Raw genomic sequence first — 24,113 nt, forward strand, 5'->3', positions numbered from 1 at the left:
CGTGAGGGGTGTGTCGCAGAGCGTGTTCAGCGGGCATCGTCCGGCAGGAGCCGGGCCAGCGTGCGAACGGCGCGGTACTGCAAGGTTTTGATCGCGCCTTCGTTCTTTCCCATCACGCGGGCCGTCTCGGCGACCGAGAGGCCCTGCAGGAAGCGCAGCGTCACGCACTCCTGCTGCTGGGGGTTGAGTCGGCGCACGGCTTGCAGCAGTGCGGCGTTGGAGAGGGACTCCAGGACAGAGTCCTCGGGGCTGCGCTCGACCTCGTTGGCGTCGAGCATTTCACCGGTGGTCACTTCCAGCCGGAAACGACTGGACTTGAAGTGGTCGGCGACCAGGTTGCGGGCGATCGTGACCAGCCAGGCGCCGAAGTCGCGGCCCTGCCAGGTGAACGTGGAGATGCGGCGCAGGGCGCGCAGGAAGGTCTCGCTGGTGAGGTCCTCCGCCGTCGCCTTGCCGCCCACGCGGTAGTAGATGTATCGGTACACGGTGTCGCTGTACTGGTCGTAGAGACGGCCGAAGGCGTCAGCCTCACCGGCCTGTGCGCGCTCGACGAGATCCATCATGCGCGCGCTGTCGCTGTCGGCGGTCGGCCGACGAACGGTGGACGTGGTCGTTGCGCCGCGGTTGCTGCGTCTTCCGACCGCTGCACCGCGTTCGGCCAGGGCATAGCAAGGGCCGACAGGTGCAGGGGCGGCAAAAGCGGGTACGGCGTACGCGGTGGGGACGAAGCCGCGCAAGCGGTCGGCGACCGTTGCGCGCAGCGTAGCCAGGCCCGAGGCGTCAACCCCGACGTGTGGGTACACGGGACTCCCAGAGGCAGAGCTTCCATCACGTGCAGTGCGAAACCGTCACTCGTCGTAGTGAGTGGTGGGTTCCGGAATGCGTCTGAGGAGAATAACGCTTCGTACAGGCAGTGCTACACCCAGTTGCTCAAATCATCGGTTCCGTCGCTTCTGTAGCGACTATGAGGCGCATCCAGTAGCACATCGTGACCGGTTATTGATCGGATTACTTCGTGATCTGCCTGCGGCCGCAACGGGTTGTGGTCGGGTGCGCGCAATCCGACTGGCGGGAGCGGTCGGCGGGTAGGGGGTCCCGATTGGCGGCAGGGAGCCGGGCGTGGCTCGGCCCCCTGCGCGGGGAAGATCCGCGTGCGGTCAGCGGCGGCGGCGGTGCAGGGCGACGGCGGCCGCGGTGCCGCCCGCGAGGGCGCCGACACCGGCCGCGGCCGGGATGCCGACCTTGGCCGCCTTGCGGCCCGTGCGGTAGTCGCGCAGCCGCCAGTCGAGGGCCCGGGCGTGCTTACGGAGCTTTGTGTCCGGGTTGATCGCGTAGGGGTGACCGACCAGGGACAGCATCGGGATGTCGTTGTGCGAATCGCTGTACGCCGCGCAGCGGGCGAGGTCGAGGCCCTCGGCGGCGGCCAGGGCGCGGACCGCCTCGGCCTTCGCGGGCCCGTGCAGCGGCTCGCCGACCAGGCGGCCGGTGTAGACGCCGTCGACGGACTCGGCGACCGTGCCGAGCGCGCCGGTCAGCCCGAGCCGGCGGGCGATGATCGTGGCGGTCTCCACCGGGGCGGCGGTGACCAGCCAGACCTTCTGTCCGGCGTCGAGGTGGGCCTGGGCGAGGGCGCGGGTGCCCGGCCAGATGCGGTCGGCCATGTACTCGTCGTAGATCTCCTCGCCGATGGACATCAGCTCGGAGACGCGGTGGCCCTTGACGATGGACAGGGCGCTGTCGCGGGCGTCCTGCATGTGCTCCGGGTCCTCCACGCCGGCCAGCCTGAACCAGGCCTGCTGCCAGGCGAACCGGGTCAGTTCGCGGCGCTGGAAGAACTTCCGTTTGTACAGCCCGCGGCCGAAGTGGAAGATCGCCGCGCCCTGCATGACGGTGTTGTCCAGGTCGAAGAAGGCGGCAGCCCGTTCGTCGCCGACGACCGGGAACGCCGGCTCCGGCTCCGCGGTCGTGGCGGGGGTCTCGTCGGTGAATCGTTCGGCGGGCTGTTCGGCGTGGAGTGACGACTTCCGCGCTGCCTCGGCTGCTGCCTCGCCTGCCAGCACGCTCCGTGCTGTCGCGGAACGCCTACGTGGTGTGAGCCATCCAAGAGCGGCCATGTCGTGAGCATAGCCAGTCTGTTGAGCCCTTCCCGACCTGCCGGGATGCGGTGGCGTGAACTCTCGGCGGCCGAATTGTTAAACGGGCGATTCGGGGCGTACCGGATCAGTGCCGGATGAGTTACGGAAAGGGCGGGCGGTCGGCGCAGAATGAAGGCATGAGTGCCTTGCTGCGTCGTACGAAGAAGAAGCCCGTGGACCGGGTGGTGACCCTGGTCGGGAAACCGGGGTGTCACCTCTGTGACGACGCGAGGCTGGTGGTGCGGGAGGTCTGCGAGGAGACCGGCGCGTCCTGGGAGGAGAAGGACATCACTCAGGACGAGGAGCTGTACCGGGAGTACTGGGAGCAGATTCCGGTCGTCCTCATTGATAACGAACAGCACACGTTCTGGCGGGTGGATCCGGCGAGGCTGCGCAGCGCGCTGCTTTCCTGAGTGAAACCCGGTTACCATCGTGGGCGTTTTGAGTGATCTCGGGGGCGTAGTCGTGAGGAGTGTGTACCGCTTTGCCCCCTTCGGGCCTGCAACGGGCTGATGCGATCCAAGGTTCCGGGATCGCGCGACGGATGTGCGTGACCCCGGTCACTTTGACCGGACAAAACGGACACCATCTTTGTGCACGCGTTCACAAAGACATAGCCTGCATTCGACGGGGCGGTCTTGGAACATATGGCCGCCTGCAGCCCCGCTCATCCCGCAGGAGCACCGTGGCAACTGGCCGAACTCACCGACCGGCGACCCGTAGCCGAGGAATTCCCGAGGCCACCGTCGCCCGGCTTCCGCTGTATCTCCGCGCACTGACCGCGCTCTCCGAGCGCTCGGTCCCCACGGTCTCGTCCGAGGAACTCGCCGCGGCGGCGGGAGTCAACTCTGCCAAGCTGCGCAAGGACTTCAGCTACCTCGGCTCCTACGGGACGCGTGGCGTCGGGTACGACGTCGAGTACCTCGTCTACCAGATCTCCCGCGAGCTCGGGCTCACCCAGGACTGGCCGGTCGTCATCGTCGGTATCGGTAATCTCGGCGCCGCGCTCGCCAACTACGGCGGCTTCGCCTCCCGCGGTTTCCGGGTCGCCGCGCTGATCGACGCGGACCCCGCGATGACCGGTACGCCCGTCGCCGGGATTCCCGTCCAGCACGCCGACGAGCTGGAGAAGATCGTCAGCGACAACGGCGTGTCGATCGGTGTCATCTCCACCCCGGCCGGTGCCGCCCAGCAGGTCTGCGACCGCCTCGTCGCCGCGGGCGTCACCTCCATCCTGAACTTCGCGCCGACGGTGCTCTCCGTGCCGGACGGCGTCGACGTCCGCAAGGTCGACCTCTCGATCGAACTCCAGATCCTCGCCTTCCACGAGCAGCGCAAGGCCGGCGAGGAAGCCGCTGCCGGGGGCGACGTCGACCAGGCCGCGCCGCCCGTGCGCGCCGCCACGAGCAGCAGCCGGAAGGGACCCGACGGGGACATGCCCGCCGTGATGCCGGCATGAGTCTCCTTGTCGTAGGGCTGAGCCACCGCAGCGCCCCGGTCTCCGTACTGGAGCGGGCGTCGCTGGCTGCCGAGACGCAGGCCAAGCTGCTGCAGGATTCCCTGGCAGCGGAGCCCGCGGCTGAGGCCGCCGTCCTCGCCACCTGTAACCGCATCGAGCTGTACGCCGACGTGGACAAGTTCCACGCGGGCGTCGCCGAGCTGTCCACGCTCCTCGCGCAGCACAGCGGGGTCGGGCTGGACGAGCTCACTCCGTATCTCTATGTGCACTACGAGGACCGGGCCGTCCACCACCTCTTCTCGGTGGCGTGCGGGCTGGACTCGATGGTCGTCGGCGAGGGCCAGATCCTCGGCCAGATCAAGGACGCGCTGGCGCTGGGGCAGGAGAGCCACACCGCGGGCCGGCTGCTGAACGACCTGTTCCAGCAGTCTTTGCGGGTCGGCAAGCGCGCGCACAGCGAGACCGGGATCGACCGGGCCGGGCAGTCGCTCGTCACCTTCGGCCTGCAGCAGCTCGCGGGCGGCGCCGACACCGCCGACTGGGCCGGCGGCAAGCGTGCTCTGGTGATCGGCGCCGGCTCGATGTCGTCGCTGGCCGCCGCCACGCTGGCCCGTACCGGTGTCGCCGAGATCGTCGTCGCCAACCGGACCCGGGCCCGCGCCGACCGGCTCGTCGAGATCCTGAGCCAGGCCGGTGGCACGGGAGTGACCGCCCGGGCCGTCGAGATGGCCGCGGTCGCCGACGAACTGACACGTGCCGATGTCGTCGTCTCCTGTACCGGTGCGACGGGACTCGTCCTGACCGGTGAGACCGTCGCCGGTGCGCTCGGCCTGCCGTTCGACGCGGCCGCCACCGCCGTCGAGGCGCCCGCCGTGCCCGCCGCCGACCTGGACCAGCACGCCGCGTGGGTGGAGAACGGTTCCGCCGCCACGACCGCGCAGGCACAGGCCGTGCGCCAGGCCACCGTGCCCGCGCAGTCCACCGGCCCCGTCCGGCTCGCCCTGCTCGACCTCGCCATGCCGCGCGACATCGACGGCGCGGCGGCCCGCCTCGCCGGTGTGCGCCTCGTCGACATCGAGTCGCTCGCCGAGGCGTCCGCGGACGCTCCGATGGCCGCCGACGTGGACCAGGTGCGCACCATCGTCGCCGACGAGGTCGCCGCGTTCGGCGCCGCCCAGCGCGCCGCCCACATCACCCCGACCGTGGTCGCCCTGCGCACCATGGCCGCCGATGTGGTGGCCGGCGAGATCGCGCGGCTCGACGGGCGCCTCCCCGACCTGGACGAGAAGCAGCGCGCCGAGATCACGCAGACCGTGCGCCGCGTCGTCGACAAGCTCCTGCACGCGCCCACCGTGCGGGTCAAGCAGCTCGCCAGTGAGCCCGGCGGCGCCGGGTACGCCGACGCGCTGCGGGAACTCTTCGACCTCGACCCGCAGACGGTCGCCGCCGTCTCCCGGGCAGACCTGAACGACCCGAATCGAGGGCGGTCATGACCGACAACTCACCCCGCGCGCAGACCGGCGCGCCGCTCCGGCTGGGCACCCGGCGCAGCAAGCTCGCCATGGCGCAGTCCGGCCTTGTCGCCGACGCGGTCAGCGAGGTGACCGGGCGCGCCGTCGAGCTCGTCGAGGTCACCACGTACGGAGACATCTCCAAGGAGCATCTCGCGCAGATCGGTGGCACCGGCGTGTTCGTCGCGGCGCTGCGTGAGGCGCTGCTGCGAGGCGAGGTGGACTTCGCCGTCCACTCGCTCAAGGACCTGCCGACCGCACAGCCCGAGGGCCTCGTGCTTGCTGCCGTACCGCGGCGCGAGGACCCGCGCGACGTGCTGGTGGCGCGGGACGGGCTGACCTTCGAGCAGCTGCCGTCCGGCGCCCGCATAGGCACCGGCTCGCCGCGCCGCATGGCGCAGCTCAACGCGTACGCCCGCAGCCACGGCCTCGACATCGAGACCGTGCCGATCCGTGGCAACGTCGATACGCGTATCGGATTTGTACGAAGCGGTGAACTGGACGCGGTGGTTCTCGCCGCGGCCGGGCTCAGCCGCCTCGGCCGGACCGGTGAGGTGACCGACTTCCTGCCGGTCGACACCGTTCTGCCCGCTCCCGGTCAGGGAGCACTGGCGATCGAATGCGCTGCAACCAGCGCGGACCTCGCCGCCGCGCTCGCCGAGCTCGACGACCCGTACACCCGGGTCGCCGTGACCGCCGAGCGTTCCCTGCTCGCCGCCCTGGAGGCCGGCTGCTCCGCACCTGTGGGTGCGCTGGCCGACCTCCTGGTCGACGGACAGGCTGTCAACGAACTGCGCCTGCGCGGTGTCGTCGGTTCCACCGACGGCGCCTCGCTGGTACAGATGTCCATCACCGGTCCCGTCCCCACGTCGCACGACGACGCGGCGGCCCTCGGTCGCGAGCTCGCGACCGAGATGCTTGCCAAGGGTGCGGCCGGTCTTATGGGGGAGCGAGCACTTTGAGCCCCACCGGCCCCGCCGTATCCGACTTTCCGGTCCTGTCCGCAGGGCACGTCACCTTCCTCGGCGCCGGTCCCGGCGATCCGGGACTGCTGACTCTGCGCGCTGTCGAGGCGCTCGCGAGCGCGGACGTTCTTGTCGCCGAGCCGGACGTGCTCGGCGTTGTTCGCGGCCATGCGCGGGCAGGCGTAAGCACGCCTGAGCTGGCGGTTGTTGACGTGTCATCAACACCCGCCGGTGTGCCCGTTCTCAGGGACGCGGCCAATCTTGTCATGGAGGCCGCGAAGGGCGGCAGGCGGGTCGTCCGTGCCGTCTCCGGTGACCCCGGCCTGGACGGGTCCGCAGGCGCGGAGATGCTCGCCTGCGCCGCCGCCGGCATCCCCTTCGAGGTCGTCCCCGGTGTCGCGAACGCCGTGGGCGTGCCCGCGTACGCCGGTGTGCCGCTGCGTGACGCGCAGGGCGCCGACGTCCGGTTCGTCGACGCCCGCACCGCCTCGGACCGCTGCTGGACCGAGATCGGCGCGAGCGACGCCACGGCTGTCGTCTCGACGACGCTGGACTCGGTCGCGGCCACCGCGGGCGAGCTGGTCTCGGCGGGCCGCAAGCCTGACACCCCGCTCACCGTCACGGTCGCGGGTACGACGACCCGGCAGCGCACCTGGACGGCGACCCTCGGGACGATCGCCCAGGTTCTCAAGCAGGCGAAGGTGCTGCCGTCGCCGGAGGGGCACCAGCCGGTCATAGCCGTGGTCGGTGAGCGCAGCTCCGCCGCCCAGCGCGACCAGCTCTCGTGGTTCGAGTCCAAGCCGCTCTTCGGTTGGAAGGTGCTCGTGCCGCGTACGAAGGAGCAGGCGGCGTCGCTCTCCGACCAGCTGCGTTCGTACGGCGCCGTGCCGCACGAGGTCCCGACGATCGCCGTCGAGCCGCCGCGCACGCCGCAGCAGATGGAGCGCGCGGTCAAGGGCCTCGTCACGGGCCGCTACGAGTGGATCGCCTTCACCAGCGTCAACGCGGTCAAGGCCGTCCGGGAGAAGTTCGAGGAGTACGGGCTCGACGCCCGTGCCTTCGCCGGGATCAAGGTCGCGGCGGTCGGCGAGCAGACCGCCGCCGCGCTGATCGACTTCGGTGTGAAGCCGGACCTGGTGCCGTCCGGTGAGCAGTCCGCCGCCGGTCTGCTGGAGGACTGGCCGCCCTACGACCCGGTCTTCGACCCGATCGACCGTGTCTTCCTGCCGCGCGCCGACATCGCCACGGAGACGCTGGTCGCCGGGCTCATCGAGCTGGGCTGGGAGGTCGACGACGTCACCGCGTACCGCACGGTCCGCGCCTCGCCGCCGCCGTCCGACACCCGTGAGGCCATCAAGGGCGGCGGTTTCGACGCGGTGCTCTTCACCTCGTCGTCGACCGTCCGGAACCTGGTCGGCATCGCGGGCAAGCCGCACAACGTGACTGTCATCGCGTGCATCGGCCCTGCCACGGCGAAGACCGCCGAGGAGCACGGTCTGCGGGTGGACGTGCTGTCGCCGGAGCCGTCGGTGCACAAGCTGGCCGCGGCGCTCGCCGAGTTCGGCGCGCAGCGCCGGGACGCGGCGAAGGAGGCCGGTGACCCGGTGACGCGGCCGAGCGAGCGGCGTCCTGGGGCGCGGAGGCGTCGTACGACGACCTGACCGGCCCGTTCGGGAGTGTTCAGGAGCCTCAGGGGCCCGGCTGTTTCGGCAGCCGGGCCCCTGCCCGTTCTCCCGTTCATTTTTCCGGCACAGGTGTCGGTAAGACGGTGATGTGTACGGGTCTATCGTCGAAGGATGACTGTGTACGGAAACTTCCCCGGCTCCCGCCCCCGGCGGCTGCGGACGACCCCGGCGATGCGGCGGATGGTCGCCGAGACACGGCTCGACCCGGCGAACCTGATCCTGCCCGCGTTCGTACGCGAGGGCATCACGGCGCCCGTCGCCATCTCGGCCATGCCCGGTGTCCAGCAGCACACCCTGGACACCCTCCGGAAGGCCGCCGTCGACGCGGTCTCGGCCGGGGTCTCCGGGATCATGCTCTTCGGCGTTCCGGCGGACGAGAACAAGGACGCCCGGGGAACCGCGGGCACCGACCCGGACGGCATCCTCCAGGTCGGTCTGCGCGCGGTGCGCGAAGAGGTCGGTGACGATCTCGTCGTCATGTCGGACCTGTGCCTCGACGAGTACACGGACCACGGTCACTGCGGTGTCCTGACCGCCGACGGCCGTGTCGACAACGACGCCACCCTCGAGCGGTACGCCGAGATGGCCCAGGTCCAGGCGGATGCGGGCGCCCATGTGGTCGGCCCCAGCGGCATGATGGACGGCCAGGTCGGCGTGATCCGCGACGCGCTCGATCAGACCGGGCACGAGGACGTGGCGATCCTCGCCTACACGGCGAAGTACTCGTCGGCGTTCTACGGGCCGTTCCGTGAGGCGGTCGGCTCCTCGCTGAAGGGCGACCGCAAGACGTATCAGCAGGACCCGGCGAACGCTCGCGAGTCCCTGCGCGAGCTGGCACTCGATCTCGACGAGGGCGCCGACATGGTCATGGTCAAGCCGGCCGGACCGTACCTGGACATCCTGGCGAAGGTCGCCGACTCGGTGGACGTGCCGGTCGCCGCGTACCAGATCAGCGGCGAGTACGCGATGATCGAGGCCGCCGCCGAGAAGGGCTGGATCGACCGCGACGCGGCGATCATGGAGAGCCTGACCGGGATCCGGCGCGCAGGTGCGCAGATGATCCTGACGTACTGGGCGACGGAGGTCGCCGAGCGGCTGCGCCATTCGTAGCGGCCGGCACCTGGAGCCCGCGTCGCCTCAGGCCGCGGGTTCCAGGCCCCAGGACGAGAGGATGCGGACCGCCTCGTGGCCGAGCGTGGCGTCCGCGGACAGCCGGTGCAGCAGCTCGATCCGCTTGTCGCTGGGGCCCGCCTCGTCGAGCGCCGCCAGGGCGTTGTCCCGGACGAGCCGGTCGAAGTCGTCCATGATGGCGGCGGCCAGCACTTCGTGGACCTCCGGGTCGTCCGCGTAGGGACCGAGCGCCATGGCCGCGTACTGGCGGACCAGATCGTCGTCGGGGCCACGCACCACGGCCACCAGCGCCCGGCCCGCGTGGAGCCGTGACTCGGCCTCGGCCGGTGGCCGCAGGCGCAGGACCGTGGTGGCTTCGACCCGTGCGAGGTCGTACTCCTCCGAGTCGGCGGTCACCGAGGCGAGGAAGGGCACGGCGTCCGGATGGTCCGGGCGGTCCGCGAGTACGTCGCCCATTGCGGCGATGAGTTCGCGCTTTTCGTCGCTTTCGGCAGGCAGTGCACGGAACTGCTCGATGAGGCTGTCTGTCCGGTCCATGAAGTGTGCGCTGCCCTGTGCGCGGTGAAGTATTCCTTCGGCGGAAGTGTCCGGCCCCGGCGGGAGTCGGCCGGGGAACGGACGAGGCGCGTCCTCAGTCCCACCAGAACGACCAGGAATCCTCGCCCAGCACGTACTGGTCCGCGTAGGCGCGCAGGGTGTCCGGGGTGTTGTGGGCGATGTTGTCCGGGCAGAACGCGAAGTGTTCGGCGGCGACCGCCACCGCTTCGTCGACAGTGGTCGGCGGGGTGGCCACCGAGACGATCAGATGGTCGAAGCCGAGCGCCACGACCCGTATGCCGAATCGGTCCTCCCAGGACCGGAGCACCGCGCAGAGCCGTGCCACGTCGTTCTCGTAATTGAGCGGCCCCGTCCAGCCGATCGCCGCCGGTATGTCCGCGCTGCGCCGCGCGGGGACCAGCGCCGCACGGGCTCCCGGCATGCGGCCGTCCGCGTCGGTGAGCCGGGCGGCGATCTCTGCGGCCCGTTCCTCCGCGTCGGCGGGGTCGCTCACGGACGGGGTGGGGGCGAGGCCCGGCCACTCCGGGCCGAACGGCTCGATCGCCGCTCCTTCCAGCTCGTCCTCCGCGTACTCCTCCCAGAGCTCGCCCAGTACGTCCTCCGCGTGGTGGTCACCCGGGTACGACGTCATGCCGGGGCTGAGCTCCCACTTCTCGGGCCACTCGCCGCGTGTCCCGCCGTCGAGGAGGACAGGGAGGAGTCCGACCGCCCTGCCCTCGTCGAGCAGCCGGGGCCAGGTGTCCGGGGTCGCGGATCCGTCCGCGTACCAGAGCAGGGGTTCGTGCCACGGTCCGTCGTGCGTCGCGTCGACCAGCGTGCCGGGCGGGAGTTGGAGCCCGGAAGTGGCCAGTGACGGAAGGGGGTTCGGGAGTGTCGCCATGCGGTGACCTTAGAGGCCGCCACGGACGGTCGACGGTCCGGCCCCAGGCGTCGGCGCGCCCGACGTGACCGGTGAAAGCGGCCCGGGCGGTGGGGGCGACGGCGAGGGCGCGCGGGCCGCCGTGCCGGGCGAGTTCGCGCAGCCACTGGTGGGTGAGGGTGTACGACGGAAGGACGGGGAAGCGGAAGAGGCCCCGCGATCCGTCGCGGCCAGGCCATGGCTGACGGCCCGTATCCCGGAACGTCGGATGCGGGCGGCATTCGCCGTGGGTGTCAGGTGCGGCCGATGCTGGTGCTGTGGCCGCACGGCTCGACCGGGTCCGTCCGGTTGCGGTTGTGTCCTCAATCGCCGGACGGCTTGAAATTCAGGGCCGTCCGGCGAATTGAGGACACGGCGCAGCCGCGCAGGTCCTTACGAGGCAGCCTGTACCGCCTGCCGGGCCGGGTCCGGCGTCCGCTCGCCGGCCGGTGGTGTGCCGAGCCGGCGCAGGCGTGCCGTGCAGACGATGCCGATCGCCGAGATCACCATCAGCATGACGGCCGGCGGCCAGTAGTGGCCGCCCGCGGCCGCCGCGAGGGAGACCGCGGCGAGCGGTGCGAGGCCGCCGAAGACCATGTTGCAGAGTTGGTAGGAGAGGGAGATGCCGGTGTAGCGGACGTGCGTGGAGAAGCCCTCGACGAGGATCGACGCGATGGGTCCGTACAGCGCGGACATCACCAGGCGCATGGCCAGCATCATCAGCCAGATGAGGAAGACGCTGCCGGTGCCCAGCACCATGAACTGCGGTAGGGCGAGGACGATGACGCCCACGAGGCCGGCGATCACGACCTTGTGCGGTCCGACCCGGTCGGCGAGCCAGGACAGCCAGGGGGTGACGAGGAGTTCCAGGAAGGCTGCCAGGGCGAGGCCGTTGAGCAGCATGGACTCCGGCAGGTGGAGGTCCCCGGTGCCGTAGGAGAGCAGGAAGCTGGTGACGACGTAGTAACCGCCGGTCGCGGTGGCCAGCGCGAAGACGCCGATGAGGACCGTTCGCCAGGCCTTCTGGAAGACCTCCACGACAGGCAGCTTGGCCGCCCCTTCCTCCTTCGCCTCCTGTTCCTTGCGCACCTCCTCCATGACCGGGGACTCCTCCAGCTTGACCCGGACGATCAGCCCCACGATCACCAGCACGGCGGAGGCCAGGAAGGGCACGCGCCAGCCCCAGCTCATGAACGCGTCGTCGCCGAAGAGGTTCATCAGGCTGAAGGCGCCGGTCGACAACAACGCGCCGACCGAGGAGCCGAGTTGGGCGAACGAACCGAAGAAGGCGGCCTTGCCGCGCGGGGCGTTCTCCACGGCGATGAGTACCGCGCCGCCCCACTCCCCGCCGATCGCGATGCCCTGGACCAGGCGCAGCACGATCAGCAGGGTCGGGGCGAGCGCGCCGACCTGGGCGTACGTGGGCAGCAGGCCGATGGCGAAGGACGCGACGCCCATCATCACCAGCGTGATGACCAGGGTCTTCTTACGTCCGACGCGGTCACCGATGTGTCCGAAGACGATGCCGCCGAGCGGGCGCAGCAGGAAGCCGATGGCGAAGGTCGCGAAGGCGGACAGGGTCCTGAGGTACGGCGACATGTCTGGCGGGAAGAACACGTCGTTGAAGACGATCGCCGCTGCGGTGGCGAACGCGTAGAAGTCGTACCACTCGATGGAGGTCCCGGCCAGCGCCGCGAAGGCGGCTCTGTACGGGCTCTTTCCGGTGCTGGACTGCGGGGACATGGGGCCTCCGGGGGCGGGAGGGGTGGCGGGGAAGGGGGTGGGGCGAGCGGGAGGGAGTGGGTCAGCGGCCGGGGGCGGACCAGGCGCGGGTGCCACCGATCCAGGTCTCGCGTACGCCGATGGAGGCGAGTCCGGCCGGGTCCGCGGTGAGCGGGTCGCTTTCCAGGACGACGAAGTCGGCGAGCATGCCCGGGGCCAGCGCGCCCACGGCGTGTTCGCGATGCAGGGCGCGGGCGGCCGACTCGGTGTGCGCGCGCAGACCGTCCGCCACGGGCATCCGCAGCGAGGCGTCGCCGAGGACGGTGCCGAGGACGGTGCGCCGGGTCGCGGCGGCGGAGACCGCCTCCAGCGGGGCGGGCGGGGCGACGGGGGCGTCCGAGCTGATGGCGACGGGGACGCCCGCGGTGAGGCAGGCGCCTGCCGGGTTGTAGCGGTGGCCGAGGTCACCGATGGCGGTCAGTGTGCCGTCGCCGGTGCGCAGGTGGTGCTGGGGCTGCATCACCGGGATGACGCCCAGCCGGCCCATGCGGGCGATCTGTTCGTCGGTGGGCAGGCCCGCGTGCTCGATCCGGTGGCGCATGTCGGGGCGCTCCCGGTCGGCCTGTGCCTTCTCGACGGCGTCGAGGACCATACCGATGGCGTACGGGGACTGGGCGTGCGTGGCGGTCTGGAGCCCGGCGCGGTGGGCGCGGGTGACGAGCTCGGCGTACTCCTCCGCCGAGTGGTACAGCTGCCCGTGGTGGCAGCAGTCGGCGGCGTAGCCGTCGGGGAAGTACGCGGTCCAGCCGCCGAGCGTCCCGTCGGCGTAGAACTTGACGCCCTGGACGCGGAACAGGTCGTCACCGAATCCGTTCACCACACCCAGGTCGAGCGCGGTGTCGAGGAGCGCGGAGGTGAGGTACGCGGAGACCCGCATGCGCAGGGAGCCGTCGGCACGGGCCCGCAGATACGTCTCCATCTCGCGGCGGGACGCCTGGGCGTCGCCGACGGTGGTGACTCCGGCGGCGAGGAAGACCTCCTGGGCGCGCTGGAGGTGGTCGGCCATGATGGCGTCCGGCTCGGAGAGGTGGAAGTTCGGACCGTGGTTGCCGATCTTCACTCCGCCGGGGCCGGTGAGCAGGTCGCAGGCGGCGTCCCAGAGTTGGCCGTCGGGCTCGCCGGAGGTGAAGCGGCCGATGCTGCCGCCCTCGGGGTCGGGGGTGCCTGCGGTGACGCCGCAGGTGCGCAGGGTGTGGGAGTTGACGACACCGCCGTGACCGGAGGCGTTCATCACGTACACCTCGCGGTCGGTGGCGACGCGGTCGAGGTCGTGGCAGGTGGGGTGGCGTTGCTCGGCGAGCCTGCGGTGCTCGTAGCCGAAGCCGCGCACCGGGACTCCGGCGGGCAGTTCGCGGGCGGCGTCGGTGAGAACGGTGACGAGCGTCTCGATGTCGGGTACGCGTTCGGGCCGGCAGTCGACCCAGGCGAGCGCCTGTCCGTACATCACCGGGTGGCAGTGGGCGTCGACGAATCCGGGGTGGACGAGGCCGCCGTCGAGGTCGAGGGCCTCGTCGGGCCGGCCGCCGAGCGCGGCGCGGGCGTCTTCGGCGGTGCCGACGTGGATGACCCGGCCGCCACGGACGGCCAGCGCCTCGGCGCGTACGGAGGTGCCGGGTGCGGCGACGGCCGCGCCGGTCACCAGGAGCGTGCGGTCGGCGTCGTCGAGGGGGTGGTGCATGAGGGGGCCTGCTTTCGACCGGGGGACGTCCATGAGAAGCCGTACGCACCGAGAGGTTGCAACGGCTGATTCGTTCGCATGGACGATATGCAGCAGACGATGCCTTGCCTAGACCCCTCGCTCACAAATTTTTCGGAATGTGATGGCGTGTTTGACTTACGTATCGTCCGGCATGGCCGCAGTGGGGCGAAGTTTCTCGTCAGGGCGTGTGGTTGGTCAGGTCGTAGCGCTCCTTGATCAGTTCCAGATGGATCCAGCTCTCCACTGCGCGCACACCCGCACAGGCCCGCATGTCCTCCAGCGTGTCGCGCACCGCCGTGAGGGACTCCGCGCTGATCGTTCCGACGAGCTCCGCGCGCCCCATGCAGGCGGAGAGGAACGAGACCCGGTCCCAGGCGGCCATGCGTCGTGCAACCGCATCCCGCTCGCCGTCCAGCCGTACGGCGAAACCGCACAGAAGACCCAGCCCCAGCAGCTCGGGCCGCACCAGTGCGAGCACCTTGGCGACACCGCCGTCGAGGAGGCGCAGCGTGCGGGCGCGGGCGGCGCCGGGGGAGAGGCCCACGCGCTCGGCGAGTTCTGCGAAGGGCAGCCGCCCGTCGCGTTCCAGCTCGTCCAGGATCAGCCGGTCCGTCTCGTCCAGCTCCGGCACCTCGGGCCGGCCCGCCAGCAGATACGGGTCCTTGAGGTGCTCCAGGGAGATCAGTGGATCCACCACGTCCACACCCTTCAGGGAGCGGATGGACTCCACGGCCCGGTCCAGCTCGGCCAGTCCCTTGGTGCGCAGCTCCGCCATGACTGCGCGGCTGCCCGCGGTGAGCGTGACGAACGGCGCCTGTGGCATGGCGGCGATCGCACGGGCCACCGGCTCGGCCGGGCCGCTCACGCCGATCGACAGGTGGGCCGATGCGGTCAGCTCCCGTACGGCGGGATGCACGACGGCCACCACCCGCACGCCGCCGCCCGCGAGCAGCCGCTGCACCCGGGCGCGGGTGGCGGGCCGGGAGAGGCCGACGCGCTGCGCCAGCGTCTCGTACGTCAGGCGGCCGTCCGTCTGCAGTTCGCGGACGACGGCCAGATCGGTGTGGTCCAGATCCACCTGAGCGCTTCCCCTCGGCTCGACTGCCCGGGCGGGAGCGCCCGGGGTGGGGTCCATTGTCGACCACGGGGGTGCGGGGGCCGGACCCGGATGGTGTGCGTCATCGACGATCGCATCACTATCTCTGGACAATTTTGCCGGATGAAACGTAGGTTCTGTGCGAGTGTTGCGAACGAATCATCATTGCGCGGCGCTCTGAGGAACTTGAGGAGGATGGGATGAGCCGGCCCCTGGTGGTGTTCACGGACCCCGAGGAACTCGACGTCGGTCCGGGCGCACGGATGCTGGCCGACGCGGGATTCGACACGCGCGTCGTCGGCAGTCGCGACCCGGACGCGATCGCCGCCGTCGCGCGTGACGCCGTCGCGCTGATCGTCGGCTACGCGCCCGTGGATGCCGGGCTGCTCGACCGCCTCCCCGGTGTGGGGATGCTGGCCACCATGTCTGCCGGGTACGACATGATCGACACGGCGCAGGCGCGGCGACGCGGACTGTGGGTGAGCAACCTTCCGCATGCCGCGACCGAGGACGTCGCCGTGCATGCGCTCGCCGGCGCGCTCAGCCTGGTGCGCGCGCTGCCCCAGGCCGACGCCACCGTGCGCGGCGGCGGATGGAACACCGAGTTCGCCGAAGTCCCGCGCAGGGCCGGTGAGCTGACGCTCGGACTGCTGGGCTTCGGGCGCATCGCGAGGGCTCTGGCCCGGATCGCGGCCCCCGTCTTCGGCCGCGTCGCCGCGTACGACCCGCACGCCGACGAGGCGGGGTGGCCCGACGGTGTCGAGCGGCTGAGCCTGGGCGAGCTGGTCGCCGCCTCGGACGTGCTCTCCCTGCACACGCCGCTGACTCCGCAGACCCGCGGCATGGTCGACGCGGCGCTGCTCGCCCGGATGCGACCGGGCGCCTTCCTCGTGAACGTCGCCCGCGGCGAACTCGTCGACACCGTGGCCCTGCTGGCCGCCCTGGACAGCGGTCGGCTCGGGGCGGCGGCACTGGACGTGTTCCCGGTCGAACCCCCACCGCTCGACGACCCGTTGCGCAGTCACCCGCGCATCCAGCTGTCGCCGCACAGCGCCTATCTCTCCGACGCGTCGCAGCGGGCCTACGTGTGCGCACCCGCCGAGAACGTCATCGCCTGGCACCGCACCGGACGACCCCTCACCCCGGTGGTCGACCCGACCCTCGAAGGAGCCCCCTCATGACCGACGTGCAGACCGCCGACGCTGTCGACGAGGAGACGCGACTGCGGCGCGAACTCGCCGCCGTATACCGGCTCGTGGCGCACTTCCGGATGACCGACCTGATCTTCACGCACATATCGCTGCGGCTTCCGGGACCCGACCACCACTTCCTCATCAACCCCTACGGCCTCCTCTTCGAGGAGATCACCGCCTCCAACCTGGTCAAGATCGATCTGGCGGGCAACCCGGTCGAGCCCACCCCGTATCCGGTCAACCCCGCGGGCTTCGTCATCCACAGCGCGATCCACGCCGCGCGCGAGGACGCCCACTGCGTGCTGCACACCCACACCAGGGCCGGCTGCGCCGTCGCGGCGCAGAGCGACGGACTGCTGCCGCTGAATCAGATGTCGATGGAGTTCTACAACCGCGTCGGCTACCACGACTACGAGGGGGTCGCCCTCAACCTCGACGAGCAGAAGCGCCTGGTCGACGACATCGGCAGCCACCCGGCGCTGATCCTGCGCAACCACGGTCTGCTGACGGTCGGCGAGAGCGCGGCCCAGACCTTCCTGCGCATGTACTACCTGGAGAAGGCCTGCGAGATCCAGGTCACCGCGCAGGCGGGCGGCGGACCGCTGACCGTCCCCTCCCCCGAGACCTGCGAGTACACCGCCCGTCAGCTCGCGGGCGAGGCGGACGCGGACTTCCAGGACGACGGGGCCTACGAGTTGGCGTGGGCGGCCATGCTGCGCCTGCTGGACCGGGTGGCCCCGGACTACCGGGACTGAGCGGCGCCCAGGGGGTGGCTCAGATGCAACGGCCGTGATGGCGGAGAGACACAGTCGTCGCACAGCTCCGGGCGAGGGGACTGCCAGGTTGACGTCCTACGGTCGGGAACCATGACAGCGAAACACGCGGACAAGACGGTGACCAGGCGCAAGGCGCTGGCCATCGGTGGTGGAGCGGTAGCCGGAGTGGGAGTGGTCACCGCGGTCGGCGTCAACGCCTTCGGCTCGGACGCCACCGGGGCGACGGCGACCACCGCCGGCTCCTCGTCCGCCTCCAGCGGTCAGTGCGTGCTGATGTCCAGTGCCACCGAGGGGCCGTACTACCTGGACGGTGCGCTTGTACGGAAGGACATCACCGAGGGCAAGGGCGGGGTCCCGCTCCACCTGAACATCACCGTCCAGGACACCACCGACTCCTGCAACCCGGTCAAGGGTGCCGCTGTCGAAATCTGGCACTGCGACGCCTGGGGCTATTACTCCGGCTACACCACGGCCAACCCCGGCGGCAGCGCGCCCTCGGAGAGCGAGGACGGCTCCACCGCGAACGACCAGACGTATCTGCGTGGCTACCGGATAGCCGACGGGAACGGTGTCGTGAAGTTCGAGACGATCATGCCCGGCTGGTACACCCCGCGTACCTGTCACATCCACGTCAAGGTACACACCGGTGGTGAGAAGGAGGACGGCACCTACGAGGGCGGCAAGGTGAACTACACCGGCCAGCTCTTCTTCGACGACGAGACCGCCAACTCCGTCTTCGCCCTGGAGCCTTACTCCCAGCACTCCGGCTCGTACACCGCCCTGGACGACGACATGGTGTACGAGGGCAGCGGCGCCGCCGGCGGGCTGCTGACCCTGGAGCCGATCAACAAGAACAAGATCGAGAAGGGCTTCACCGGCACCATCGTCCTCGGTATCGACCCGGACGCCGAGAATGACGGCGCCGGTGGCGGTACGCCCCCGAGCGGCGCGCCCATCGGTACGCCCCCGAGCGGCGCCCCGAGCGGTTCGCCCGAGCCGACCGCGTCCTCGTAACCGATGGGTCGCGAGGAGGAGAGACTTGCACGGACGGCGGTGGACGCACTGCTCGCCGAGGTCGAACTGACCCCTGAGCCCGGCCTCCCGGACGCCCGCAATGCGGACATCAGCGCCCTCCGCTGGTCGGCGCGCTCGCTGGCGCCCGGCCTCGCGGCGATGGCCGCCGCCGCCCGCCGCACCGGTGAGCCCACCCGTACGCTGCGCGAGGAACTCGGCGCGATCGGCCGGTGCACGGAACGGTCCATGACCGTGGCGAACGGCGGCACCCCCCTTCACCATGGGGCCGTCTGGCCGCTCGGCCTGCTCGTCGCCTCCGCCGCCCTGGTCCGCGGAACGGACGTGAAGGACATCACCGCTGTGGCCCGGCAGCTCGCCACGTTCCCCGACCGCCGCGCGCCGCGCCGCCCGACGACCGGATCGGCGGTCGGCACCCGTTACGGCGCGGCGGGCGCGCGGGGCGAAGCCCGAGCCGGCTTTCCGCACGTCCGCAGGGCAACGGATGCCCTCGGCAGGGCCCGCGGTGCCGGGCTGCGCGAGCCGCAGGCGCGGCTCGACGCGCTGCTCACTGTGATGAGCACCCTTCAGGACACCGGACTCCTCCACACCGGGGGCCCGCACGGCCTGCGCGAGGTGCAGAACGGTGCCCGTGCCGTCCTCGACGCGGGTGGTACGGGCACCGAGGCAGGGTGGCGGGCCCTGCGGGACTTCGACCGGCACCTGCGTGGCCGGAACCTGAGCCCCCGGGGTAGCGCCCAGCTCCTGGCGGCCGCCCTCTTCGTCGACTTCCTCACGTGACTCATGCGCCCGATTGCCGGGGTCAGAGTCCTGGCCGCCTGGCCTCGGCCTTGGACACGGCCCAGAGGGGGTGGACGCCGGCTACTGACCGGCCGAGGAGCACATGGAGGAGGCCCGGCACGCATGCGCGCCGGGCCTCCTCCTTCGTGTCGTCCGGCCGTGCTCAGAGACGCTCGGGGGTGCGGATGCCGAGCAGCGCCATGCCCCGGTGCAGGGTGCGGGCGGTCAGGTCGCAGAGGAAGAGCCGGTTCTCGACCACCTCGGCGGGGTTGTCGTCGCTCAGCACGTGGCACTGGTCGTAGAACGTCGTGTAGTGCGAGGCCAGCTGGTAGAGGTACGCGGCCAGCTTGTGCGGCTCGTACGTGGACGCCACCTCGGCGAGGTTCTCGCCGAACTGGTCCAGGTGCAGGCCCAGCGCCCGCTCGGCCGGGGCCAGCTCCAGCTCCGGGTGCGCGACCGGCCGGATCTCGCCCGCCTTGCGCAGGATGGACTTGATACGGGCGTACGCGTACTGGAGGTACACGGACGTGTCGCCGTTCAGCGACACCATCTGGTCCAGGTCGAACTTGTAGTCCCGCACGGCGGACGTGGAGAGGTCGGCGTACTTCACCGCGCCGATACCGACGTACTCGCCGTTCTCGACGATCTCCTGCTCGGTCAGGCCGACCTTCTCGGCCTTCTCGCGCACGACGGCCGTCGCCCGCTCGATCGCCTCGTCCAGCAGGTCGACCAGCCGGACCGTCTCGCCCTCACGGGTCTTGAACGGCTTGCCGTCCTTGCCGAGCACCGTGCCGAACGCCAGCTGGTGCGCCTTCACGTCCTCGTTCAGCCAGCCTGCCCGGCGGGCCGTCTCGAAGACCATCTTGAAGTGGAGCGACTGCCGCGCGTCCACGACGTACAGCAGGGTGCTCGCCTTGAGGTTCTGGACCCGGTCGCGGATCGCGGAGAGGTCGGTCGCCGCGTAGCCGTACCCGCCGTTCGTCTTCTTGACGATCAGCGGGACCGGGTTGCCGTCCGGGCCCTTCACGTCGTCGAAGAACACGCAGAGCGCGCCCTCGGAGCGGACGGCGACGCCCGTCTCCTCCAGGATCCGGCAGGTCTCCTCGAGCATGTCGTTGTAACCGGACTCGCCGACGATGTCGGGGTCGCGGATCTCCATGTCGAGCTTGTTGAAGACCGAGTAGAAGTAGATCTTCGACTCGTCGACGAACCGCTGCCAGAGCGCGACCGTCTCCTCGTCGCCGGCCTGGAGCGCGACGACCCGGTCCCGGGAGCGGGCCTTGAACGCCTCGTCGGAGTCGAAGAGTGCCCGCGACGCCTTGTAGAGCCGGTTCAGCGAGGACATGGCGGCCTCGCCGTCCTGCTCCTCGCCGCCCCGGTGGTCGAGCTCCTGCGGGTGCTCGATCAGGTACTGGATGAGCATGCCGAACTGGGTGCCCCAGTCGCCGATGTGGTGGCGCCGGACCACGGTCTCGCCGGTGAACTCCAGGACCTCCACCATGGCGGCACCGATCACCGCGGACCGGAGGTGGCCGACGTGCATTTCCTTGGCCACGTTCGGCTGCGCGTAGTCGACGACCGTCGTGCCCGCGTTCTGCCCGTACGGCACACCGAGCCGGCCCTCGTCGTCCGCGGCGCGCGCGGCCAGGGTCTCGATGATCGCCCTGTCGCTGAGCGTGATGTTCAGGAAGCCGGGGCCGGAGACCTCGATCTCCTGGATCAGGTCGCCGGCCGGGATCGCGGCCGTGACCTGGGACGCGAGCTCGCGCGGATTGCCCTTCAGCTTCTTGGCGAGGGCCAGGATCCCGTTGGCCTGGAAGTCGGCCCGGTCGCTTCGGCGCAGCAGCGGGTCCGCGGTGCCGGCATCCGGCAGAGCTGCCGTCAGGGCGTCCGCCAGCTGCTGCTGGAGCGTGGAAGCGAGGGAATTGACCGAGGCCATGGGACGGCTGCCGTTTCCGTAGGGGTACAAGGGATCACGCCCAGTATCCCACGCACTGTAAAGCCGTTTTCGCGCTGCCGGTGGGACCTGGGAGAATGGACGGTGCCCCTACGAGCCCTACCAGAGAGAAGGACGTGCCGACCGTGGCTCAGAGTCAGAGCAGCACCGAGGCCGACTGGGTCTCCCGCTTCGCGGACGAGGTCATCGCCGAATCGGAGCGTCGTGCGCCTGGCAAACCGGTCGTCGTCGCGTCCGGTCTTTCGCCGTCGGGCCCGATCCACCTGGGCAACCTCCGCGAGGTCATGACCCCGCACCTGGTCGCGGACGAGATCCGCCGCCGGGGGCACCAGGTCCGGCACCTCATCTCGTGGGACGACTACGACCGCTACCGGAAGGTCCCGGCAGGCGTCCCCGGTGTCGACGAGTCGTGGGCCGAACACATCGGCAAGCCACTGACGTCCGTGCCCGCCCCGGCCGGGTCCGCGTACCCCAACTGGGCGGAGCACTTCAAGGCCGCCATGACGGCTGCGCTGGACGAACTGGGTGTCGAGTACGACGGCATCAGCCAGACGGAGCAGTACACGGCGGGGGCCTACCGCGAGCAGATCCTGCACGCGATGAGGCACCGCGCCGACATCGACGCCGTCCTCGACCGGTACCGCACGAAGAAGGACCCGGCGGCCGCGGGCAAGGGCAAGAAGCCGCAGCAGCAGAAGAAGGTCGACGACGCCGAGCTCGAGGCCGAGGCGGGCTCCGGCGCGGCGAGCGAGGACGACGGCAGCGGTGGCTCCGCCGGCTACTTCCCGTACAAGCCCTACTGCGGCAACTGCGAGAAGGACCTCACGACCGTCACGTCGTACGACGACGAGACGACCGAGCTGAACTACACGTGCGTCGCCTGCGGCTTCGCCGAGACCGTCCGGCTCAGCGAGTTCAACCGCGGCAAGCTGGTCTGGAAGGTCGACTGGCCGATGCGCTGGGCGCACGAAGGCGTGATCTTCGAGCCCAGCGGTGTGGACCACTCGTCGCCCGGCTCGTCGTTCGTCGTCGGCGGCCAGATCGTCCGCGAGGTCTTCGACGGTGTGCAGCCGATCGGCCCGATGTACGCCTTCGTCGGTATCTCCGGCATGGCGAAGATGTCCTCCAGCAAGGGCGGCGTGCCGACCCCGGCCGACGCGCTGAAGATCATGGAGGCGCCGCTGCTGCGCTGGCTGTACGCGCGCCGCAGGCCCAACCAGTCCTTCAAGATCGCCTTCGACCAGGAGATCCAGCGGCTGTACGACGAGTGGGACTCGCTGGCCCGCAAGGTCGCCGAGGGCTCCGTGCTGCCCGCCGACGCCGCTGCGTACGCCCGGGCCATCGGTACGGCCGCCGGTGAACTGCCGCGTACGCCGCGCCCGCTGCCGTACCGCACGCTCGCGTCCGTCGTCGACATCACGGCCGGGCACGACGAGCAGACGCTGCGCATCCTGAGCGACCTGGACCCGGAGAACCCGCTGACCTCGCTCGACGAGGCGCGGCCGCGGCTCGACCGCGCGGAGAACTGGATCACCAGCCAGGTTCCGGCCGAGGCCCGCACCGTCGTCCGCGACGAGCCGGACAAGGAGCTGCTCGGCTCGCTGGACGAGCAGGGTCGCCGGTCGCTGCAGCTGCTCCTGGACGGGCTGGAGTCGCACTGGTCGCTGGACGGGCTGACGACGCTCGTCTACGGCGTACCGAAGATCCTGGCGGGGCTGGAGCCGGACGCCAAGCCGACGCCCGAGCTGAAGACAGCGCAGCGGTCGTTCTTCGCGCTGCTGTACCGGCTGCTCGTCAGCCGGGACACCGGGCCGCGGCTGCCCACGCTGCTGCTGGCCGTGGGTGCGGAGCGGGTGCGGAAGCTGCTGGGCGCGTAGCTGCCCGCTGTACGGAGGGCCGTCACCCGGTGATGCGGGTGACGGCCCTCCGTCCTGCCGGTTCCGGTCCGTCCTCGAGCGGTGACGGGCCCGGATTGCTCACGCGATGTGGTTCTCGGCCATCTCGTTGTCGAAGCGCTGCTTGAAACCCGGCAGCAGACGGCGGAGCAGGGCCGCGCTGCGCGGGTGCCTGACGTTGTGGCCGTCCGAGAGATGTATGTCGAGGACCTCGACGCTCGGGTAGTCGTTGTGCTGGTGCGTGTACGCGCTGAACACCTCGTACGCGATTTCGCCGAACTCCGCGTCCTCCTGTGCCCACTCGACCGGGTCCGCCTCGGGCTCCTGGGGCTGCTGGGGCTGATCCGGCGACCCCGGCAGGGGCTCTTCGCTGCGGGGGTGGGGGACCGCGCCGATCGTGCCCACGTTGCCCAGCGGGCGGGTGCGGCCGCCCGGGCCCGACGGGATCATTACCGGGGTGGGCTCAAGGCCCTCGACGTACGTCGGGTTGTACGTACCCTCGTACGCGCCCTCCGGGACCTGCGGTGCCGCGAACCACGGGCTCTCGTGCGAGCCGGGGCCCTCCTGAGGCCATTCCTCGGCGGCCGGGTCGGAGGGGTGGGCGTGCTGCTGTTGCGGGTGTTGTGGCTCGTGCTGTTGGGGCTCGGCGTGCTGCGGCTGCGGGGCGTACGGCAATTCGGCCTGCTGGTGGACCGTCTCGACGGCGGCCGGGGCCGGCGCCGGGGGCAGCAGCACCGGTTCGATGCCCGCTGCGGCCAGCCCGGCCGGGCCGGTGTCGGCCAGCGGAACGCCGAACTTCGCCAGCCGCAGCGGCATCAGCGACTCGACGGGGGCCTTGCGGCGCCAGTTCCGGCCGAAACGCGCCTGGAGCCGGGCCTGGTAGATCAGCCGGTCCTGTTCGAGCTTGATGACCTGCTCGTACGAACGCAGCTCCCACAGCTTCATCCGGCGCCACAGCTTGAACGTGGGGACGGGGGAGAGCAGCCAGCGGGTGAGCCGGACGCCCTCCATGTGCTTGTCGGCCGTCAGGTCGGCTATCCGGCCGACCGCGTGCCGGGCGGCCTCGACGGCGACCACGAACAGCACCGGGATCACCGCGTGCATACCGACGCCGAGCGGGTCGGGCCAGGCCGCGGCGCCGTTGAAGGCGATCGTCGCGGCGGTCAGCAGCCAGGCCGTCTGGCGCAGCAGCGGGAACGGTATCCGCATCCAGGTCAGGAGCAGGTCCAGCGCCAGCAGTACGCAGATGCCCGCGTCGATGCCGATCGGGAAGACCAGGGAGAAGTTCCCGAAGCCCTTCTGTTCTGCGAGCGCGCGCACCGCGGCGTACGAGCCCGCGAAGCCGATCGCGGCGATGATTGCCGCGCCGGCGACGACGACCCCGATGAGTACCCGGTGCGTGCGTGTCAGCTGCATCGCGGCCACCCGCGATCCCCTCCCTGTGTCCCCTTCTTCGACTTCTGGCGGGCACAGCCTGGCACATGTGTGTGGAGTGCGTTGCGCGGGGAGGGGCGAAGCCCGGTCCTCGGGGCAGGACCGGGCTTCGTAAAACTGCTTCCGG

The 24,113-nt window shown here is 70.7% G+C and carries 20 protein-coding genes; 11 read left to right on the forward strand and 9 right to left on the reverse strand.

The annotated features are described in order from the left end of the window. Window positions 1–26: 26 nt before the first annotated feature. Both OHA03_RS16235 and OHA03_RS16240 read right to left on the reverse strand, forming a co-directional pair. On the reverse strand, window positions 27–803 hold the full coding sequence (locus tag OHA03_RS16235; RefSeq protein WP_030974218.1) for an ECF subfamily RNA polymerase sigma factor, BldN family: 777 nt from the start codon (window positions 801–803) through the stop codon (window positions 27–29). A 354-nt stretch (window positions 804–1,157) separates the two neighbouring features. Beyond that, window positions 1,158–2,114, reverse strand: a complete 957-nt coding sequence (locus tag OHA03_RS16240) for an HAD family phosphatase (RefSeq protein WP_267004555.1) — start codon at window positions 2,112–2,114, stop codon at window positions 1,158–1,160. 158 nt (window positions 2,115–2,272) lie between these two features. On the opposite strand from OHA03_RS16240, the gene OHA03_RS16245 reads away from it, so the two are divergent. From OHA03_RS16245 to hemB, 6 genes are all read left to right on the forward strand, one after another. Further along, window positions 2,273–2,548, forward strand: a complete 276-nt coding sequence (locus OHA03_RS16245) for a glutaredoxin family protein (protein ID WP_267004556.1) — start codon at window positions 2,273–2,275, stop codon at window positions 2,546–2,548. A 272-nt stretch (window positions 2,549–2,820) separates the two neighbouring features. After that, complete coding sequence (locus OHA03_RS16250; protein WP_267004557.1) at window positions 2,821–3,594, forward strand: redox-sensing transcriptional repressor Rex; 774 nt, start codon at window positions 2,821–2,823, stop codon at window positions 3,592–3,594. Next, on the forward strand, window positions 3,591–5,087 hold the full coding sequence (locus tag OHA03_RS16255) for a glutamyl-tRNA reductase (RefSeq protein WP_267004558.1): 1,497 nt from the start codon (window positions 3,591–3,593) through the stop codon (window positions 5,085–5,087). Before OHA03_RS16250 ends, OHA03_RS16255 begins: the two co-directional genes overlap by 4 nt. After that, window positions 5,084–6,067: a hydroxymethylbilane synthase gene (gene hemC / locus OHA03_RS16260; protein WP_267004559.1), complete on the forward strand. Its 984-nt coding sequence runs from the start codon at window positions 5,084–5,086 to the stop codon at window positions 6,065–6,067. The genes OHA03_RS16255 and hemC overlap by 4 nt, the downstream gene beginning before the upstream one ends. After that, window positions 6,064–7,731: a bifunctional uroporphyrinogen-III C-methyltransferase/uroporphyrinogen-III synthase gene (locus tag OHA03_RS16265; RefSeq protein WP_267004560.1), complete on the forward strand. Its 1,668-nt coding sequence runs from the start codon at window positions 6,064–6,066 to the stop codon at window positions 7,729–7,731. Before hemC ends, OHA03_RS16265 begins: the two co-directional genes overlap by 4 nt. Before the next feature lie 135 nt (window positions 7,732–7,866). Then, window positions 7,867–8,865, forward strand: a complete 999-nt coding sequence (gene hemB, locus OHA03_RS16270; protein ID WP_267004561.1) for a porphobilinogen synthase — start codon at window positions 7,867–7,869, stop codon at window positions 8,863–8,865. 27 nt (window positions 8,866–8,892) lie between these two features. On the opposite strand, the gene OHA03_RS16275 is transcribed toward hemB, so the two are convergent. The 5 genes from OHA03_RS16275 to OHA03_RS16295 all read right to left on the reverse strand — a co-directional run bounded on the left by OHA03_RS16275 (window position 8,893) and on the right by OHA03_RS16295 (window position 14,901). Continuing rightward, entirely contained in the window at window positions 8,893–9,423 is a 531-nt protein-coding gene (locus OHA03_RS16275) for a HEAT repeat domain-containing protein (RefSeq protein ID WP_267004562.1), read from the reverse strand. A 94-nt stretch (window positions 9,424–9,517) separates the two neighbouring features. After that, the gene (locus OHA03_RS16280; protein ID WP_267004563.1) at window positions 9,518–10,324 is read right to left on the reverse strand and encodes a DUF4253 domain-containing protein; all 807 of its coding nucleotides are present in this window, start codon (window positions 10,322–10,324) and stop codon (window positions 9,518–9,520) included. Window positions 10,325–10,735: 411 nt separating this feature from the next. Next, a complete protein-coding gene (locus tag OHA03_RS16285; RefSeq protein WP_267004564.1) occupies window positions 10,736–12,085 on the reverse strand; it encodes an MFS transporter in 1,350 nt (449 codons plus the stop codon). Window positions 12,086–12,146: 61 nt separating this feature from the next. Continuing rightward, window positions 12,147–13,802 carry an amidohydrolase gene (locus OHA03_RS16290; protein WP_267004565.1) on the reverse strand — a complete coding sequence of 552 codons (1,656 nt, stop codon included), beginning with the start codon at window positions 13,800–13,802 and terminating at the stop codon, window positions 12,147–12,149. 199 nt (window positions 13,803–14,001) lie between these two features. Further along, on the reverse strand, window positions 14,002–14,901 hold the full coding sequence (locus OHA03_RS16295) for an Lrp/AsnC family transcriptional regulator (protein WP_267004566.1): 900 nt from the start codon (window positions 14,899–14,901) through the stop codon (window positions 14,002–14,004). 218 nt (window positions 14,902–15,119) lie between these two features. Here OHA03_RS16295 and OHA03_RS16300 point away from each other — a divergent pair, with 218 nt between their 5' ends. The 4 genes from OHA03_RS16300 to OHA03_RS16315 all read left to right on the forward strand — a co-directional run bounded on the left by OHA03_RS16300 (window position 15,120) and on the right by OHA03_RS16315 (window position 18,700). After that, on the forward strand, window positions 15,120–16,100 hold the full coding sequence (locus OHA03_RS16300) for a C-terminal binding protein (protein WP_267004567.1): 981 nt from the start codon (window positions 15,120–15,122) through the stop codon (window positions 16,098–16,100). After that, complete coding sequence (locus OHA03_RS16305; RefSeq protein WP_267004568.1) at window positions 16,097–16,867, forward strand: class II aldolase/adducin family protein; 771 nt, start codon at window positions 16,097–16,099, stop codon at window positions 16,865–16,867. Before OHA03_RS16300 ends, OHA03_RS16305 begins: the two co-directional genes overlap by 4 nt. Window positions 16,868–16,978: 111 nt before the next feature. Continuing rightward, window positions 16,979–17,902 carry an intradiol ring-cleavage dioxygenase gene (locus OHA03_RS16310; protein WP_267004569.1) on the forward strand — a complete coding sequence of 308 codons (924 nt, stop codon included), beginning with the start codon at window positions 16,979–16,981 and terminating at the stop codon, window positions 17,900–17,902. Between the two features lie 3 nt (window positions 17,903–17,905). After that, complete coding sequence (locus OHA03_RS16315; protein WP_267004570.1) at window positions 17,906–18,700, forward strand: triphosphoribosyl-dephospho-CoA synthase; 795 nt, start codon at window positions 17,906–17,908, stop codon at window positions 18,698–18,700. A gap of 163 nt (window positions 18,701–18,863) precedes the next feature. Here OHA03_RS16315 and argS read toward each other — a convergent pair whose 3' ends face one another. Beyond that, window positions 18,864–20,639, reverse strand: coding sequence for an arginine--tRNA ligase (gene argS / locus OHA03_RS16320; RefSeq protein ID WP_267004571.1), 1,776 nt, complete (start codon window positions 20,637–20,639; stop codon window positions 18,864–18,866). Window positions 20,640–20,773: 134 nt separating this feature from the next. Between argS and lysS the strand changes: the two genes are divergently transcribed. After that, a complete protein-coding gene (gene lysS / locus OHA03_RS16325; protein WP_267004572.1) occupies window positions 20,774–22,534 on the forward strand; it encodes a lysine--tRNA ligase in 1,761 nt (586 codons plus the stop codon). Between the two features lie 99 nt (window positions 22,535–22,633). On the opposite strand, the gene OHA03_RS16330 is transcribed toward lysS, so the two are convergent. Beyond that, a complete protein-coding gene (locus OHA03_RS16330) occupies window positions 22,634–23,977 on the reverse strand; it encodes a DUF2637 domain-containing protein (protein ID WP_267004573.1) in 1,344 nt (447 codons plus the stop codon). Window positions 23,978–24,113 lie beyond the last annotated feature (136 nt).

Origin of the sequence: Streptomyces sp. NBC_00154, from assembly GCF_026342835.1 — a bacterium.
Classification (GTDB): domain Bacteria; phylum Actinomycetota; class Actinomycetes; order Streptomycetales; family Streptomycetaceae; genus Streptomyces.